This is a genomic window from Streptomyces yatensis, from assembly GCF_018069625.1.
Lineage (GTDB): Bacteria > Actinomycetota > Actinomycetes > Streptomycetales > Streptomycetaceae > Streptomyces > Streptomyces yatensis.
In genome coordinates this window covers 3,527,269-3,542,860 of sequence record NZ_CP072941.1, presented here as the reverse complement: position 1 = coordinate 3,542,860, position 15,592 = coordinate 3,527,269, and the positions used below count along the sequence as shown (strand labels likewise).

Genomic DNA, 15,592 nt, shown 5'->3' with positions numbered 1-15,592 from the left:
CGCGCGTACCCGGACCGAGCGCGCACCCGGACCAGGCGCGCATGCGCCCACCCCGGCCGCCCGCCCGCGGCACCTCAACCTCAGTCCCACGACCCCCGCGCCGGCGGCAGCTCCGCGATCTCCGCGAGGTCCTCGTGCGAGAGAGCCATATCGGCCGCCGCGCAGTTCTCCGCCGCCCACCGCTCCCGCTTCGTCCCCGGCACCGGCACCACATGCGGCCCCTGCGCCAGCAGCCAGGCCAGGGCCACCTGCGCCGGGGTCACCTCGTCCCCGTGCCGCCGGGCGACCCGTCGCAGACCCGCCACGATCGGCTGGTTCGCGGCCATCATCTCCGCAGTGAACCGCGGATGCCGGGCCCGCATGTCGTCCGGCTCGAAGCCCTGCCCCGGGGTCAGCGTCCCGCTCAGGAAGCCGTTGCCCAGCGGCATCGCCGCCAGGAAGCCCACCCCGCGCGAGGCGCACCACGGCACCAGCGCCTCCAGCGCGTCGGGCGACCACACCGACAGCTCCGCCTGTACACAGCTGACCGGAAAGACCTGCTGGACCCGCTCCAGTTGGCGCACCGTGGCGTCGTGCATCCGCGCGCCCGCCCTCCGCTGCGCCCGCGCGCCCACGGCGCACAGCCCCAGCGCCCGCACCTTCCCGGCCGCCACCAGCTCCGCCATCGCGCCCCAGGTCTCCTCTATGGGCACCTCCGGGTCGGCCCGGTGCAACTGGTACAGGTCGATCACATCGGTCTGCAGCCGGCGCAGCGAGGCGTCGCAGGCCCGTTTCACATAGCCGGGCCGCCCGTTGGCCACGATGTGCTGCTCGCCCACCAGCAGCCCGCATTTGGTGGACACGAAGGCGTCCGCCCGCCGCTCCTTGAGCACCCGCCCCACCAGCAGCTCATTGGTGAAGGGGCCGTACATGTCGGCGGTGTCCAGCAGGCTCGCGCCCGAGTCGAGCGCGGTGTGCACGGCGCGCACCGAAGTCTCGCCGCTGCGCTGCGAAGCGGTGTACGCCCAGCTCATCGGCATGCACCCCAGGCCGATCGCACCCACTTCGAGCGCCGCCGCTCCGATTTTCCTGCGCTTCACCTCGCCTGACCCCTCCCGTTCCCTCGGACCCCAAACTAACCTCTGCGGGCTGCCGGTGATCGCATAGCCTCCTGGCATGAGTGCAGATCACAGCGATACGTTCCGCCAGCACGATGCGACTCAGGGTTCATCCGAAGCGCGCGACCTGGTGTGGCTGCCCATCCCGCCCGAGGAGATCGACGGCCTGCCCGACTCCCTCGAATACGCCCACTGGGACGGCGGCCCCGACTTCCCCACCGACCCGGCGCGCTGCGCGTTCTACTGCGTCCCGTACATGAAGCCGCCGCAGGTGTGCACCCGCCCGCTGACGGCCATGACCAACCTGCGGGTGGTGCAGACCCTCACCGCCGGAATAGACCACATCAAGCCCGCGCTGGCGGATCTCGCGCCCGGGGTGCGGCTGTGCAACGCACGAGGGGTGCACGACGCGAGTACCGCCGAGCTCGCCCTCACCCTCATCCTGGCCTCGCTGCGCGGTATCCCCGACTTCGTCCGGGGCCAGGACGCCGAGGAGTGGCGCTCCGGCTTCCGTCCGGCGCTCGCCGACAAGTCCGTACTGATCGTCGGCTACGGGGCCATCGGCAGCGCGATCGAGGACCGGCTCGTACCCTTTGAGTGCGAGCGGGTGGCGCGCGTCGCGCGCTCCCCGCGCACGACCGAGCGCGGCCCGGTGCATCCGATCGACGAACTGCCCCGATTGCTTCCGGAAGCCGATGTGGTGGTGCTGGTGACCCCGCTCACCGAGGGCACCCGCGGCCTGGCCGGGGCGGAGTTCCTGTCGCGGATGAAGGACGGGGCGCTGCTGGTGAACGTCTCCCGTGGTGGGGTCGTGGACACCAAGGCCCTGCTCACAGAGGTGGAGTCGGGCCGGCTGCGGGCCGCGCTCGATGTGACCGACCCCGAACCACTGCCCGCCGGGCATCCGCTGTGGCACGCTCCAGGGGTGCTCATCTCCCCGCATGTGGGCGGCCCCACGTCGGCCTTCCTCCCGCGCGCCAAGCGGCTGTTGAGGGATCAGCTGCACCGCTTCGCGCGCGGCGAGTCGCTGGCACATCTCGTCGCCACGACGGGGTAGACATGCCTCTGGAAGCACATACAGGCACCGATTGACTCCACTGCGTATATACAACGCCGTAGTCGGTTACGGACCGTAGGTGGCCTATGTCCCTGAGTGACCAGTCTGGTGTATCGTCCCGAGCGGGGGCTGCGCCACTGACCTGACGGCGTCAGCGATGGACCGGAACTCGAGGGGGGCGACGGGCGATGTATGGCCGATGGACCGACAACCCGACGCAGCTCAGGCGTCGACCGCGACATTTCCGCGCAGCCGCGCGGATCTCCAACTCGATGAGGCCCACGGGGATACCGCTCCCGGGGTCCCCGCGGCGCCAGTGGTCCGCCACGCAGTGGATGGCAGTCCAGTGAGCGCCACGGGAGCGGTGCTCGCGCGGCCGTCGGTCTCCGGCGGCGGTGCCGGGCTGTTACCGCAAGTGGTCCTCGCCCTGGTCTGCGGCGGCTATGCGGCGGGTGCGATCCTCGGCTGGGGATCGACCGAACTCGCCCTCTTCATGGGTGACTTCGGGCTGAGCGCGGCAGCGCTCGCCGCCGCGGTGTCCTGTCTGTGGCACGGCCGCCGGCACGCCGGCCGACTCCGCCCGGCCTGGCTGCTGTTCGCCGCCTCCTCGGCCATGGCCGCGCTGGGGAACGCCGTATGGGGCTGGTACGAGGTGGTGCTCGGCCGCCCCGTACCGACCCCGTCCGCCGCCGACTTCTGCTTCCTGCTCTTCGCCCCGCCCGCCATCGTCGGGATGCTGGTGCTCGCCAAGCGCCCCACCAGCCGGGCCCGGTGGATCTGCCTGGGGCTGGACGCCTGGCTGATCGCCGGATCGCTGGTGACCCTCTCCTGGAGCCTCGCGCTCGCCCACACCGGGCAGTTCGGGGGGGACGGCGCCTCCGTGGCCCGCGGGGCCCTGGCGCTCGCCTATCCGCTGCTGGACATCGTGCTCGTCAGCATGGTGATCGTGCTCCACTTCCGGCGCTCGACGGGCAACCGCTCCGCGGTCAACACCGCGATCGCCGCCTTCGCGCTCACCGTGTTGTGCGACGCGTTGTTCACCTCACCGCTGCTGCGCGAGCACTACCGCTCCGGGCAGATACTCGACGCCGGATGGTTCGCCGGTTCCGCGCTGCTGGCCTACGCCCCGTGGGTGGCCCGCCGCGAGGCCGCCCAGGAGCCGCCGTCGGCGCGCCGCCCCGCGCAGCAGAGCGTCCCCATCGCGGGCTCGCTCGCCGCACTCGCGCCGTATCTCGCCGCCGCCGTCTGCACCCTGGGGGTCCTGTTCAACGTGATGGACGGCCGTCCGATCGACGGGGTGGTGCTCTCCACCGCCTGCGCGGTCGTACTCGCGCTCGTCGTCCGACAAGCGATCATGCTGATGGACAACATCAGGCTCACCCAGGAACTCGCCGAGAAGGAGAATCACTTCCGGTCCCTGGTGCAGAGCTCCAGCGATGTGATCATGATCGCCGCACCCACCGGAATCCTGCGCTACGTCAGCCCGGCCGCCACCGGGGTCTACGGCCGCGACGCGGACGAGATGGTCGGCTCCGAGCTGGCCTCGCTCATCCACCCCGAGGACCTCGGATCGGTGGTCCACGAGGTCCGCCGGTTCCTGGCCGCCTCACCGGGCGAGGAGCCCACGACGCGCATCGAATGCCGCTTCCGCTCCGGCTCCGGCGACTGGCTCAACGTGGAGTCCACGATCAACCGCCACCACGGCGGCCTGATCTTCAACAGCCGCGATGTCACCGAGCGGGTCCGGCTCCAGGCCCAGCTGCAGCACAACGCCGAGCACGACCCGCTCACCGATCTGCCCAACCGCGCCCTGTTCACCCGGCGGGTCCGGCACGCCGTCGGAGGCCGCCGCCGTACGGACGCCGGCACCGCCGTGTTCTTCATCGACCTCGACGGCTTCAAGGCGGTCAACGACACCGTCGGCCACCACGCCGGTGACGAGCTGCTGGTCCAGGCCGCCCGCCGGCTCCAGGAGTCCGTGCGGTCCGGGTCCGGCGACTGCGCGGCCCGGCTCGGGGGCGACGAGTTCGCCGCCCTGATCATCGGCGACGGCGACGGCGCGGGGGACGTGGGCGCCCGAGAGCAGCGCATCATGGAGATCGCCGACCGGCTGCGGGTCCGGCTCTCCCAGCCCTACCGGGTCGAGGGCGGCACCGAGGTCCGCGTGGCCGCCAGCATCGGCGTCGCCTTCGCCGAGCCCGGCACCAGCCCCGGCGCCCTGATGCGCAACGCCGACCTGGCGATGTACCGCGCCAAGGCCGCGGGCAAGAACCGCGTCGAGCTGTACGCACCGCAGATGCAGGCCGAGGTGGCGCGTCGCGCCGAGGTCGCCACCAGACTCCGCGCCGCGCTGCACGACGGGGAGTTCGTGCTGCTGCACCAGCCCGTCGTCGAGCTGACCAGCGGCCGGATCACCGCGGTCGCGGCGCAGGCCCGCTGGCGCTCGGCCCAGGGGATCCTGTTCACCCCCGCCGAGTTCCTCCGGGTCGCCGACAACGGCCGTGGGGGCGGTGAGGACACGGCCCGCACCGCCGAGCTGTCCCGCTGGATGCTGGAGGCGGCCGTCGAGCAGGCCGCCCAGCGACGCCGCGACGGCCACCCGGTCCCGGTCTGCGTGCGGCTCCCCGCGAGCCGTTTGGTGGACAAGTCGTTGCCGCCCAAGGCCGTGGAGACCCTGCTGGCCCGCCATGGGCTGCCGTCCGGCGCGCTGATCCTGGAGCTGACCGACAGCGATCCACGGGTGCCGCTCGACGAGCTCGAGCACCGCCTCGGCGCGCTGCGCCGCCTGGGGGTGCGGATCGCCCTGGACGGCTTCGGCAGCGGCTATGCCGCGATCAGGGCGCTGCGCAGGCTCCCCATCGATGTGCTGAAACTGGACCCCGGGCTGGTCGAGGGCGTGGTCGAGTCCTCACGGCTCCACAAGATCACCGCTGGGCTGCTGAGGATCGCCGGAGACCTCGGAATGCAGTCCATCGCAGAGGGGGTGGAGTTGCCCGAGCAGATCGTCACCCTGCGCGGTATGGGATGCACCCACGCCCAGGGGGCGGCCTTCAGCGGACCGCTGGACGAGCACCGGCTGCGCCGGGCCCTGCTGCGCGGCGGCTATCCCGTGCCGCGCTCGGAGCCACCGCTGCTCGTCGGCGGCGCCCTGCCGATCCGCCACGGCGGTCACGCCGGCCATGGCGGATCCCACGGTCCGCGCCGTACGGAGCCGCACACCCACCCGCCGACCCGCTCAAATACTGAGACGCCCGTCCCACCCACTTGACACCCGATGTGCGCCGGGGGGAGGGTCGGAGCCATGCGCACCCGAATTCTCGTACTTGGACAGCGCGTCGGCTGAGCAGGGCCCGTTGAAGCCCTGCGGACCCTCACCGGCGCGCTCCCCTCGCTTGCCTTACGGCACGAGGGGTTTTTTGTTGCACCGGCACCCGGTGCACCGCCCGCCCTCACCCTCCCGCACCGAACCTCATCTTCGAGAAGAGAATGCCGATGACCGAGCAGGCCCCCGGGTCCCATCACCCCCAGCCTCGGCCCCGTAGCGGCGGACCGCAGTCCGCCCCCGTCGAGCACGTCACGGGCGCGCAGTCCCTCATCCGTTCCCTCGAGGAAGTGGGTGCCGACACCGTCTTCGGCATCCCCGGTGGCACGATCCTCCCCGCCTACGACCCGATGATGGACTCCTCGAAGGTCCGGCATGTGCTCGTCCGCCATGAGCAGGGCGCGGGCCACGCCGCCACCGGCTACGCCCAGGCCACCGGCAAGGTCGGCGTCTGCATGGCGACCTCGGGCCCCGGAGCCACCAACCTGGTCACCCCCATCGGCGACGCCCATATGGACTCGGTCCCGATCGTCGCGATCACCGGCCAGGTGGCGTCCAAGGCCATCGGTACGGACGCCTTCCAGGAGGCGGACATCTGCGGCATCACCATGCCGATCACCAAGCACAACTTCCTGGTCACCAAGGCCGAGGACATCCCCCGCACGATCGCCGAGGCGTTCCACATCGCCTCCACCGGCCGTCCCGGCCCGGTCCTGGTCGACATCCCCAAGGACGTGCTCCAGGCGCAGACCACCTTCTCCTGGCCGGCGCAGATCGATCTGCCCGGCTACCGCCCGGTCACCAAGCCGCACGCCAAGCAGATCCGCGAGGCCGCCCGCCTGCTCACCCAGGCCGAGCGCCCGGTGCTGTACGTCGGCGGCGGTGTGCTCAAGGCGCGGGCCACCGCCGAGCTGAAGGTGCTGGCCGAGCTGACCGGGGCGCCGGTCACCACCACCCTGATGGCGCTGGGCGCCTTCCCCGACACCCACCACCTCCACCTGGGCATGCCGGGCATGCACGGCACCGTCGCCGCCGTGACCGCCCTGCAGAAGGCCGATCTGATCGTGGCGCTCGGAGCCCGCTTCGACGACCGCGTCACCGGCAAGCTGGACTCCTTCGCCCCCTACGCCAAGATCGTCCACGCGGATATCGACCCGGCCGAGATCGGTAAGAACCGTGCCGCCGACGTGCCCATCGTCGGAGACGCCCGCGAGGTCATCGCGGACCTGGTCGTCGCCGTCCAGGCCGAGCACGACGCGGGCCACGCCGGTGACTACAGCGGCTGGTGGGAGGACCTGAACCGGTGGCGGGAGACCTACCCGCTCGGCTACGACCAGCCCGCCGACGGCAGCCTCTCCCCGCAGCAGGTCATCCAGCGGATCGGGCAGCTCGCTCCGGAGGGCACGATCTTCGCCGCGGGCGTCGGCCAGCACCAGATGTGGGCCGCCCACTTCATCGACTACGAGACACCCGCCAGCTGGCTGAACTCCGGCGGCGCCGGGACGATGGGCTACGCCGTCCCGGCCGCCATGGGCGCCAAGGCCGGTGCCGGCGAGGGCCGTACGGTCTGGGCGATCGACGGTGACGGCTGCTTCCAGATGACCAACCAGGAGCTGGTCACCTGTGCGCTGAACAACATCCCGATCAAGGTCGCGATCATCAACAACGGCGCGCTGGGCATGGTCCGCCAGTGGCAGACCCTCTTCTACAACCAGCGCTACTCCAACACGGTCCTGCACTCGGGCCCCGACGCCCCCGCCCAGCAGAGCGCGGGCACCCGCGTTCCCGACTTCGTCAAGCTCTCCGAGGCCATGGGCTGTGTCGGGCTGCGCTGCGAGGACCCGGCCGACCTCGACGCCGTGATCGAGAAGGCCAACGCGATCAACGACCGCCCGGTGGTCGTGGACTTCATCGTCCACGAGGACGCCATGGTCTGGCCGATGGTCGCGGCCGGCACCTCCAATGACGAGATCCTGGCGGCGCGCGACACCCGCCCGGACTTCGGCGACGGCGAAGACGACTGAGACCAGGACCGAGAGAAGAAGAGAGACCGAGCCCATGTCCAAGCACACGCTCTCCGTCCTGGTGGAGAACACCCCCGGCATCCTCGCCCGGATCGCCGCCCTGTTCTCCCGCCGCGGCTTCAACATCGACTCGCTGGCCGTCGGCGTCACCGAGCACCCCGACATCTCCCGGATCACCATCGTGGTCAATGTCGAGGAGCTGCCGCTGGAGCAGGTCACCAAGCAGCTCAACAAGCTGGTCAATGTGCTGAAGATCGTCGAGCTGGAGGACGGCCAGGCGATTCAGCGGGAGCTCGTCCTGGTGAAGGTCCGCGCCGACAACGAGACCCGCTCCCAGATCGTCGAGATCGTCCAGCTGTTCCGCGCCAAGACCGTGGACGTCTCCCCGGAAGCCGTCACCATCGAGGCCACCGGCAGCAGCGACAAGCTCGAGGCCATGCTCAGGATGCTGGAACCGTACGGCATCAAGGAGCTGGTCCAGTCCGGCACCATCGCCATAGGGCGCGGCGCCCGCTCCATCACCGACCGGAGCCTGCGCGCGCTCGACCGGTCCGCCTGACCCGCCCCACCAGCGGAGACCCTGGTCCGGCGCCCACCGCGCGCCGGACCGTATGGCGAGACCCCGAAACCTTCCCCCGCCCGCCCGTCATACGGTGGGACGCACAACCCACACGCTAGGAGTTCCCGAAGTGGCCGAGCTGTTCTACGACGACGACGCCGACCTGTCCATCATCCAGGGCCGTAAGGTCGCAATCCTCGGCTACGGCAGCCAGGGGCACGCCCACGCGCTGTCGCTGCGCGACTCGGGCGTCGATGTCCGGGTCGGTCTGCACGAGGGCTCCAAGTCCAAGGCGAAGGCCGAGGAGCAGGGCCTGCGCGTGGTCACCCCCGCCGAGGCGTCCGCCGAGGCCGACGTGATCATGATCCTGGTCCCGGACCCGATCCAGGCCAAGGTCTACGAGGAGTCCGTGAAGGACAACCTGAAGGACGGCGACGCGCTGTTCTTCGGACACGGTCTCAACATTCGCTTCGACTTCATCAAGCCCCCGGCCAATGTGGACGTCTGCATGGTCGCCCCCAAGGGCCCGGGCCACCTGGTCCGCCGCCAGTACGAGGAGGGCCGCGGCGTGCCGTGTATCGCGGCCGTCGAGCAGGACGCCACCGGAAACGGCTTCGAGCTGGCCCTGTCGTACGCCAAGGGCATCGGCGGCACCCGCGCCGGCGTCATCAAGACCACCTTCACCGAGGAGACCGAGACCGACCTCTTCGGCGAGCAGGCGGTGCTGTGCGGCGGCACCTCGGCGCTGGTCAAGGCCGGGTTCGAGACCCTGGTCGAGGCCGGCTACCAGCCGGAGATCGCGTACTTCGAGTGCCTCCACGAGCTCAAGCTGATCGTGGACCTCATGTACGAGGGCGGCCTGGAGAAGATGCGCTGGTCGATCTCCGAGACCGCCGAGTGGGGCGACTACGTCTCCGGTCCGCGGATCATCAACGACTCCACCAAGGCCGAGATGAAGAAGCTCCTCGGTGAGATCCAGGACGGCACCTTCGCCAAGAACTGGATGGCGGAGTACAACGCCGGTCTGCCGAAGTACAACGAGCTGAAGAAGGCCGACGAGAACCACCTGCTGGAGACCACCGGCAAGGAGCTGCGCAAGCTCATGAGCTGGGTGGACGAGGAGGCGTAACCGCGCCTGGCGGCGCGGCGGCCGTGCCCCGGGTGCGGCGGGGGTTCCCTGAACCCCCGCCGCACCCGGTTCGCGCTTTGTCCACCGCGCACCACCACGTGCGGGTGATCCTGCCGCAACGGCACATGACGTAGGCCCGACCGCCACTACACTCAACAACAGCAAGCGCGTCAGGCTCACAGCGTCGTGCGTCTTCCACGCGGCTGACCCCTTCACCGCCAGCGGCCGTCGGGACGGCCGTCCGCTGAGGACTAGTGAGGACTGAAGACCACGTGAGCACTGCTTCCACTGGTAAACCTGTCGTACTCATCGCCGAAGAGCTCTCTCCGGCGACGGTCGACGCCCTGGGCCCGGACTTCGAGATCCGGCACTGCAATGGGGCCGACCGAGCCGAGCTCCTTCCCGCCATCGCCGATGTGGACGCGATCCTCGTCCGCAGCGCGACCAAGGTCGACGCCGAGGCCATCGCCGCGGCGAAGAAGCTGAAGGTGGTCGCTCGCGCGGGCGTCGGCCTCGACAATGTGGACGTCTCGGCCGCCACCAAGGCCGGCGTCATGGTCGTCAACGCGCCGACGTCCAACATCGTCACCGCCGCCGAGCTCGCCTGCGGTCTGCTGGTGGCCACGGCCCGGAACATCCCGCAGGCCAGTGCCGCGCTGAAGAACGGCGAGTGGAAGCGCAGCAAGTACACCGGTGTGGAGCTGAGCGAGAAGACCCTCGGCGTCGTCGGCCTCGGCCGCATCGGCGTCCTGGTGGCCCAGCGGATGTCCGCCTTCGGCATGAAGGTCGTCGCGTACGACCCGTATGTGCAGCCCGCGCGGGCCGCGCAGATGGGCGTGAAGCTGCTCTCGCTGGACGAGCTGCTCGAGGTCTCCGACTTCATCTCCGTCCACCTCCCCAAGACCCCCGAGACGGTCGGCCTGATCGGCGACGAGGCGCTGCACAAGGTCAAGCCGGAGCTCCGGATCGTCAACGCCGCGCGCGGCGGGATCGTGGACGAGGTGGCGCTGGCCGCCGCCCTCAAGGAGGGCCGGGTGGCCGGGGCCGGGCTGGACGTCTTCTCCCAGGAGCCGTGCACCGAGTCCCCGCTGTTCGAGTTCGACAATGTGGTGGTCACCCCGCATCTGGGCGCCTCCACCGGTGAGGCCCAGGAGAAGGCGGGCATCGCGGTCGCCCGCTCGGTGCGGCTGGCGCTGGCCGGCGAGCTGGTCCCGGACGCGGTGAACGTCCAGGGTGGCGTCATCGCCGAGGACGTGCGCCCCGGGCTGCCGCTGGCCGAGAAGCTGGGGCGGATCTTCACCGCGCTCGCGGGCGAGGTCGCGGTCCGCCTCGATGTCGAGGTGTACGGCGAGATCACCCAGCACGACGTCAAGGTGCTGGAGCTGTCGGCGCTCAAGGGTGTCTTCGAGGACATCGTCGACGAGACCGTGTCGTATGTGAACGCCCCGCTGTTCGCGCAGGAGCGCGGTGTCGAGGTGCGGCTGACCACCAGCTCGGAGTCGACCGAGCATCGCAATGTGGTGACCGTGCGCGGCACCCTGTCGGACGGCGAGGAGGTCTCGATCTCCGGCACGCTGGCCGGCCCCAAGAACCAGCAGAAGATCGTCGCGGTCGGGGAGTACGACGTGGATCTGGCGCTCGCCGACCACATGGCCTTCCTCCGCTACACCGACCGCCCGGGTGTGGTCGGCACGCTCGGCCGGATCCTGGGCGAGGCGGGTATCAACATCGCCGGGATGCAGGTCTCGCGGGCGGCGGCGGGCGGTGCCGCGCTGGTGGCGCTCACGGTGGACGACACCATTCCGCAGCCGGTGCTCACCGAGATCGCCGAGGAGATCGGCGCCTCCTCGGCCCGCTCGGTCAACCTGGTCTGAGCCGCGTAGCCAGTCACCCATCTGGGCCCGGTCCCCGCTTCGGCGGGGGCCGGGCCCAGATCGTTGTGCGGCCCAGGTGGCAGGGCCTGCCGGAGGGATTCCGGACCTTTTTCATCGTGTGTTGAATAATGCGGGTCGGCTCGCTACGCTCACAGCTATGTGGAGAAAATTTCTCCACATAGCTTTCGTATGCGCTGTCAGGAGAGCCCTGTGTCCGCAGACACCGACGCCGACGTCCTTGCCGACGGTCCGCCCATGCGCGCCGACGCGCGGCGCAACCGGGAGCAGATCCTGCGCGCCGCCCGCGAGGTCTTCGCCGATCAGGGGCCCGATGCCCCGCTGGATGAGATAGCCCGGCGCGCCGGGGTCGGCATCGCGACCCTCTACCGCCGGTTTCCGCACCGCGACGATCTCCACCGGGGGGTCGCCATCGAGGTGCTGAGCGCGCTGGTCGAGGCCGGGAGCCGGGCCGCCGCCGAGGAGGACGACGCCCAGCTCGCGCTGCGCCGCTTCATGCACGCCGCCCTCGATCTCAAGATCGGCTCGGTGATGCCGGCGCTGCTGGGCCGTTTCACCGTCGCCGAGATCCTCGACGGCGTCCCCGGCGATGTCGTCGACCCGATCGACGCGCTGCTGCTGCGCGCCCAGGCCGAGGGGCTGATCCGGCTCGATGTGGTCTTCGGCGACATCACGATGATGATCATGCGGCTCTCGCGGCCGCTGCCCGGCGGTGGCCGGTTCGCCGCCGATGATGCCCTCGCCCATCGCCAACTGGATGTCTATATCGACGGGTTGCGCCCGACCGGCTCCCCGCGGCCCACCACCCCGCTCGGCGGCCCGGCCGTCGACGCCGCGGCGTTCAAGCTCCTCCGGGAGCGAGTGATCGACGACGCCCGGGAAGCCCGCTCCGCGGCCCACGAAGCCCGCTCCGAAACCGGTGCCGACACCCGCGCCGACGCCTCCGACGCCGACTGATCTCCCGCTCCGCTCGCCTTCCGCACGACCAGAAAGGCATGGTCATGTCCCAGCCCTCAAAGACGCCACCCGAGGCGAACCCCCGGCGCTGGCTCGCACTCGTCTTCATCGGCCTGGCCCAGCTGATGATCGTCCTCGACATCACCGTCGTGAACATCGCCCTGCCGTCGGCCCAGAAGGACCTCGGCATCTCCGACGGCGACCGGCAGTGGGTCATCACCGCTTACACCCTGGCGTTCGGCAGTCTGCTGCTGCTCGGCGGCCGGATCGCGGACTACACCGGCCGTAAGCGCACCTTCCTCATCGGCCTGCTGGGGTTCGCCGGGGCCTCCGCGCTCGGCGGCGCCGCCAACGGGTTCGAGATGCTGCTCGCGGCCCGCGCCCTCCAGGGCGCGTTCGCCGCGCTGCTCGCGCCCTCGGCCCTGTCGCTGCTCGCGGTGAACTTCACCGAGCCCCGTGAACGCGCCAAGGCATTCGGCATCTTCGGCGCGATCGCGGCGGGCGGCGGCGCGATCGGGCTGGTCGTCGGCGGGCTGCTGACGGAGTACCTGGACTGGCGCTGGTGCCTGTACGTCAATGTGCCGATCGCCGTCGTCGCCGCCTTCAGCTGGTCCGTGCTGCCCACCGACACCCGCGCCGAGGGCCGGGCCCGCTTCGACATCCCCGGTGTGCTGCTGGCGGTGTGCGGGCTGGTGGCCGTGGTCTACGGATGCAGCGAGGCCGAGTCCGAGGGCTGGGACTCCCGGCTGGTGACCGGACTGCTCATCGTGGGCGCGGTGCTGCTCCTCGCCTTCGTCCTGGTGGAGCGGAGCGTGGCGCGGCCGCTGCTGCCGCCGCGCGTGGTGGCGGACCGCACCCGTGGCAGCGCCTATCTGGCGGTCGGCCTCTCGGTGGTCGGCATGTTCGCGATGTTCCTCTTCCTCACGTACTACATGCAGCTCGTCAAGGGGTATTCGGCGCTGCTCACCGGTGTGGCGTTCCTGCCGATGACCGGGGCGGTGCTGGTCGGCGCGGGCGGCGTCGCCTCCCGTCTCATCCCCAAGGTGCCGCCGCGCCTGCTGGTGGCGCCCGGTCTGCTGATCGCGGCCGCCGGTGTCGCGCTGCTGGTGCCCCTGGACGTCGACAGCTCGTACGCGGCGGGGGTGCTGCCCGCCGAGCTCCTGGTCGGCTTCGGCATGGGCCTGGTGATGGCGCCCTCGATGAACTACGCGACCCATGGGGTGGGGGCGGAGGACGCGGGCGTCGCCTCCGCCACCGTCAACACCGCCCAGCAGATCGGCGGTTCGATCGGCACGGCGCTGCTCAACACCATCGCCACCAGCGCGACCTCCGACTACATGGCCTCGCATGCCGCGCGGATGACGCCGCGGACCGCCAAGGCGGGTCTGGTGGAGGGCTTCTCGCACGCCTTCGTCATCTCCTCCTCGATTCTCGTGGGCGCCGCGGTGGTCATCGCACTGCTGATGAACACCCCGCGTCCGGTACGGGAGCCGGGTGCCGAAGGCGCCACTCCGCTCCCCGCGCACCTGGGCTGACGGCGCCTCGCCCCGCGCGGGCCCTTCGCTCCGCCACCGGAGCGGACGGCCCGCGACGGTGGTGGATCAGGGGGCCGGGTCGGGGCGCGGGGCGCGGGCGGCCAGCGCCAGCAGCTCGTCCACCGACCACTGGTCGTAGGCGTGTTCACCGCGCTTGGCGGCGATGACGCGGCCGTCCCCGCCGATCAGGAAGTCCGCGGGCAGCCCCAGCCTGCCGCCGGGCTGGCTGGGCGCGGGGAGCTTCTCCCGGCCACGGATCACCGCCCATATGCCGGTCAGCAGCGCCCGCGCGATCGGCCCCCAGGCACGCGGGCTGAGCAGGGCCCGGGGCGCCTGCTCCACCCCGAACTCCCGGTAGAGCCGCTTCCCGGGGTCGGCGACGACGGCGAACGGCAGCTCGTCCGTATGCTCGCGCAGCTCCTCGGCGGGGGAGTGGAAGACCACCACCTCCCGGACTCCGGCCGCCTCGATCTCCTGATGGCGCCGCACGATCGACCGCAGATGGAGATGGCAGACGGGGCATCCGGCGAAGCGCCGGAACTGAAGGTGGATCAGCCGGGCGGGGTCGGGGACGGCGACGTCCGGGCCGGTCACGGGGGTGAGGGAGCGGGCTGCGACGACGGAACCGGGCTCCATGGGAGCCCCCTTTCGTAAGCGTACGGCATACGCTTACCAGCGTAGGCGTATACCGTACGCTGTCAACCGCCATGCCACGTCCCCGCTCCCTCACCCCCGATCAGCTCGCCTCGGCCGCCCTCGCCGTCCTCGACCGCGAGGGGCTCGCCGGGCTCTCGATGCGCGCCGTCGCCAAGGAACTCGGGATGAGCGCGATGGCGCTCTATCGCTATGTCGACGATCGCGAGGAACTCGAAGGGCTGGTGGTCGAGCGCGTCCTCAGCGCCGTCGACACCACGCCGCCGGAGCCCGGGGGCCCCTGGGACGACCGGCTCCGGATCATGGTCGGGCGGCTGCGCGACACGATCATCGCCCACCCCGCGGTCCTCCCGCTGACCCTCACCCACCGGCACCGTTCCCCCAGCGGACTGCGCTGGTCGGAGACGGCGCTGGCGATCCTCACCGAGGCGGGCCTGGACGGCGAACGGCGGGTCCTCGCGCTGCGCGCCCTGCTCGGCTATGTGATCGGGGCGATCCAGCTCGAACACCTCGGACCGCTCTCCGGCGCGGGCACGGTCGCGATCGCCGAACTGCCGCCCGACGCGTTCCCGTACATGGCCGAAACGGCACGCCAGGCGCGGAGCGTGGGGGCGGAGCGGGAGTTCTTCGGGGGCCTCGAGGTGTTCCTGCGCGGGCTGGGCGCCTAGTCGGCACGGGTCAACGGTGAGCGCTGCCCCACTCGTGTGGGTGGCCTCTCCGGCGTTCCCGCCCGCTACCCTTGGTCACGCGGCCAGAATCCCGTCCATGGGAGGAACCATGACTGCTGAACCGCTTCCGGCCTGGGCTTTTCCGCCCCCGGGCGGATTCACCGCAGACGATCTTGACCGCATGCCGGAGCTCCCGCCGCACACTGAGTTGATCGACGGGAGCCTTGTCTTCGTGAGCCCGCAGAGGAGTTTTCACACGCTCGTCATGGACCTGTTGGTCCCCGCTCTCCGGGCCTTGGCACCGAGGTCGCTGCGGGTGCGTCGCGAAATGACCATCGCCCTCGACAAGCGCAACCGGCCCGAGCCCGACATCTCCATTCTGCGCGCGGAGGCCGTATCGGCGGAGGCGGACGAGACCGGCTATGACGCGGCCGATGCCGTGCTCGCGGTGGAGGTCGTGTCGCCGGAGTCCGAGGACCGTGACCGCAAGCGCAAGCCGCAGCTCTACGCCGAGGCGGGGATCCGGCACTTCTGGCTGGTCGAGAAGGGCGAGGGGCGTCGCCCGGTGGTCCATATCTTCGAGCTGGACCCGGTGACCCGCACCTATGTGCCCACCAGCATCCACCATGACCGACTGAAGGTCTCGGTCCCGTTCACCATCGACATCGACCTGACCGAGATCGACCACCTGTGACCGA

Annotated in this window: 12 protein-coding genes; 10 read left to right on the top strand and 2 right to left on the bottom strand. The window is 70.8% G+C overall.

Going from position 1 to position 15,592, the window contains the following annotated elements; translation table 11 throughout:
* Positions 1-80: 80 nt before the first annotated feature.
* Positions 81-1,079 carry an aldo/keto reductase gene (locus J8403_RS14265; RefSeq protein WP_211123519.1) on the bottom strand — a complete coding sequence of 333 codons (999 nt, stop codon included), beginning with the start codon at positions 1,077-1,079 and terminating at the stop codon, positions 81-83.
* 76 nt (positions 1,080-1,155) lie between these two features.
* On the opposite strand from J8403_RS14265, the gene J8403_RS14260 reads away from it, so the two are divergent.
* The 8 genes from J8403_RS14260 (at position 1,156) to J8403_RS14225 (ending at position 13,572) form a co-directional block, all read left to right on the top strand.
* Positions 1,156-2,154: a 2-hydroxyacid dehydrogenase gene (locus J8403_RS14260; RefSeq protein ID WP_246585835.1), complete on the top strand. Its 999-nt coding sequence runs from the start codon at positions 1,156-1,158 to the stop codon at positions 2,152-2,154.
* A 346-nt stretch (positions 2,155-2,500) separates the two neighbouring features.
* Entirely contained in the window at positions 2,501-5,422 is a 2,922-nt protein-coding gene (locus tag J8403_RS14255; protein WP_211123518.1) for a putative bifunctional diguanylate cyclase/phosphodiesterase, read from the top strand.
* Between the two features lie 224 nt (positions 5,423-5,646).
* Entirely contained in the window at positions 5,647-7,500 is a 1,854-nt protein-coding gene (locus tag J8403_RS14250) for an acetolactate synthase large subunit (protein ID WP_211123517.1), read from the top strand.
* 34 nt (positions 7,501-7,534) lie between these two features.
* Entirely contained in the window at positions 7,535-8,059 is a 525-nt protein-coding gene (gene ilvN, locus J8403_RS14245) for an acetolactate synthase small subunit (protein WP_037948468.1), read from the top strand.
* Positions 8,060-8,189: 130 nt separating this feature from the next.
* Positions 8,190-9,188 (top strand): ketol-acid reductoisomerase, encoded by a 999-nt coding sequence (gene ilvC, locus J8403_RS14240; RefSeq protein WP_059144139.1) that lies wholly within the window; start codon positions 8,190-8,192, stop codon positions 9,186-9,188.
* A gap of 272 nt (positions 9,189-9,460) precedes the next feature.
* Complete coding sequence (gene serA, locus J8403_RS14235; protein WP_211123516.1) at positions 9,461-11,062, top strand: phosphoglycerate dehydrogenase; 1,602 nt, start codon at positions 9,461-9,463, stop codon at positions 11,060-11,062.
* A 210-nt stretch (positions 11,063-11,272) separates the two neighbouring features.
* Complete coding sequence (locus tag J8403_RS14230; protein WP_211123515.1) at positions 11,273-12,037, top strand: TetR/AcrR family transcriptional regulator; 765 nt, start codon at positions 11,273-11,275, stop codon at positions 12,035-12,037.
* 44 nt (positions 12,038-12,081) lie between these two features.
* Positions 12,082-13,572, top strand: coding sequence for an MFS transporter (locus J8403_RS14225; RefSeq protein ID WP_211123514.1), 1,491 nt, complete (start codon positions 12,082-12,084; stop codon positions 13,570-13,572).
* 66 nt (positions 13,573-13,638) lie between these two features.
* On the opposite strand, the gene J8403_RS14220 is transcribed toward J8403_RS14225, so the two are convergent.
* Positions 13,639-14,208, bottom strand: coding sequence for a peroxiredoxin-like family protein (locus J8403_RS14220; protein ID WP_211123513.1), 570 nt, complete (start codon positions 14,206-14,208; stop codon positions 13,639-13,641).
* 71 nt (positions 14,209-14,279) lie between these two features.
* On the opposite strand from J8403_RS14220, the gene J8403_RS14215 reads away from it, so the two are divergent.
* Together J8403_RS14215 and J8403_RS14210 are read left to right on the top strand one after the other, a co-directional pair.
* Entirely contained in the window at positions 14,280-14,894 is a 615-nt protein-coding gene (locus J8403_RS14215) for a TetR/AcrR family transcriptional regulator C-terminal domain-containing protein (RefSeq protein ID WP_211123512.1), read from the top strand.
* 109 nt (positions 14,895-15,003) lie between these two features.
* Positions 15,004-15,588 (top strand): Uma2 family endonuclease, encoded by a 585-nt coding sequence (locus tag J8403_RS14210; protein WP_211123511.1) that lies wholly within the window; start codon positions 15,004-15,006, stop codon positions 15,586-15,588.
* Positions 15,589-15,592 lie beyond the last annotated feature (4 nt).

What these genes read in the sequence shown, in the direction of transcription:
- J8403_RS14260 (WP_246585835.1), top strand. Translation starts at nt 1,156, where the DNA reads ATGAGTGCAGATCACAGCGATACGTTCCGCCAGCACGATGCGACTCAG.
- J8403_RS14250 (WP_211123517.1), top strand. Translation starts at nt 5,647, where the DNA reads ATGACCGAGCAGGCCCCCGGGTCCCATCACCCCCAGCCTCGGCCCCGT.
- ilvN (WP_037948468.1), top strand. Translation starts at nt 7,535, where the DNA reads ATGTCCAAGCACACGCTCTCCGTCCTGGTGGAGAACACCCCCGGCATC.
- J8403_RS14225 (WP_211123514.1), top strand. Translation starts at nt 12,082, where the DNA reads ATGTCCCAGCCCTCAAAGACGCCACCCGAGGCGAACCCCCGGCGCTGG.
- J8403_RS14220 (WP_211123513.1), bottom strand. Translation starts at nt 14,208, where the DNA reads ATGGAGCCCGGTTCCGTCGTCGCAGCCCGCTCCCTCACCCCCGTGACC.
- J8403_RS14215 (WP_211123512.1), top strand. Translation starts at nt 14,280, where the DNA reads ATGCCACGTCCCCGCTCCCTCACCCCCGATCAGCTCGCCTCGGCCGCC.
- J8403_RS14210 (WP_211123511.1), top strand. Translation starts at nt 15,004, where the DNA reads ATGACTGCTGAACCGCTTCCGGCCTGGGCTTTTCCGCCCCCGGGCGGA.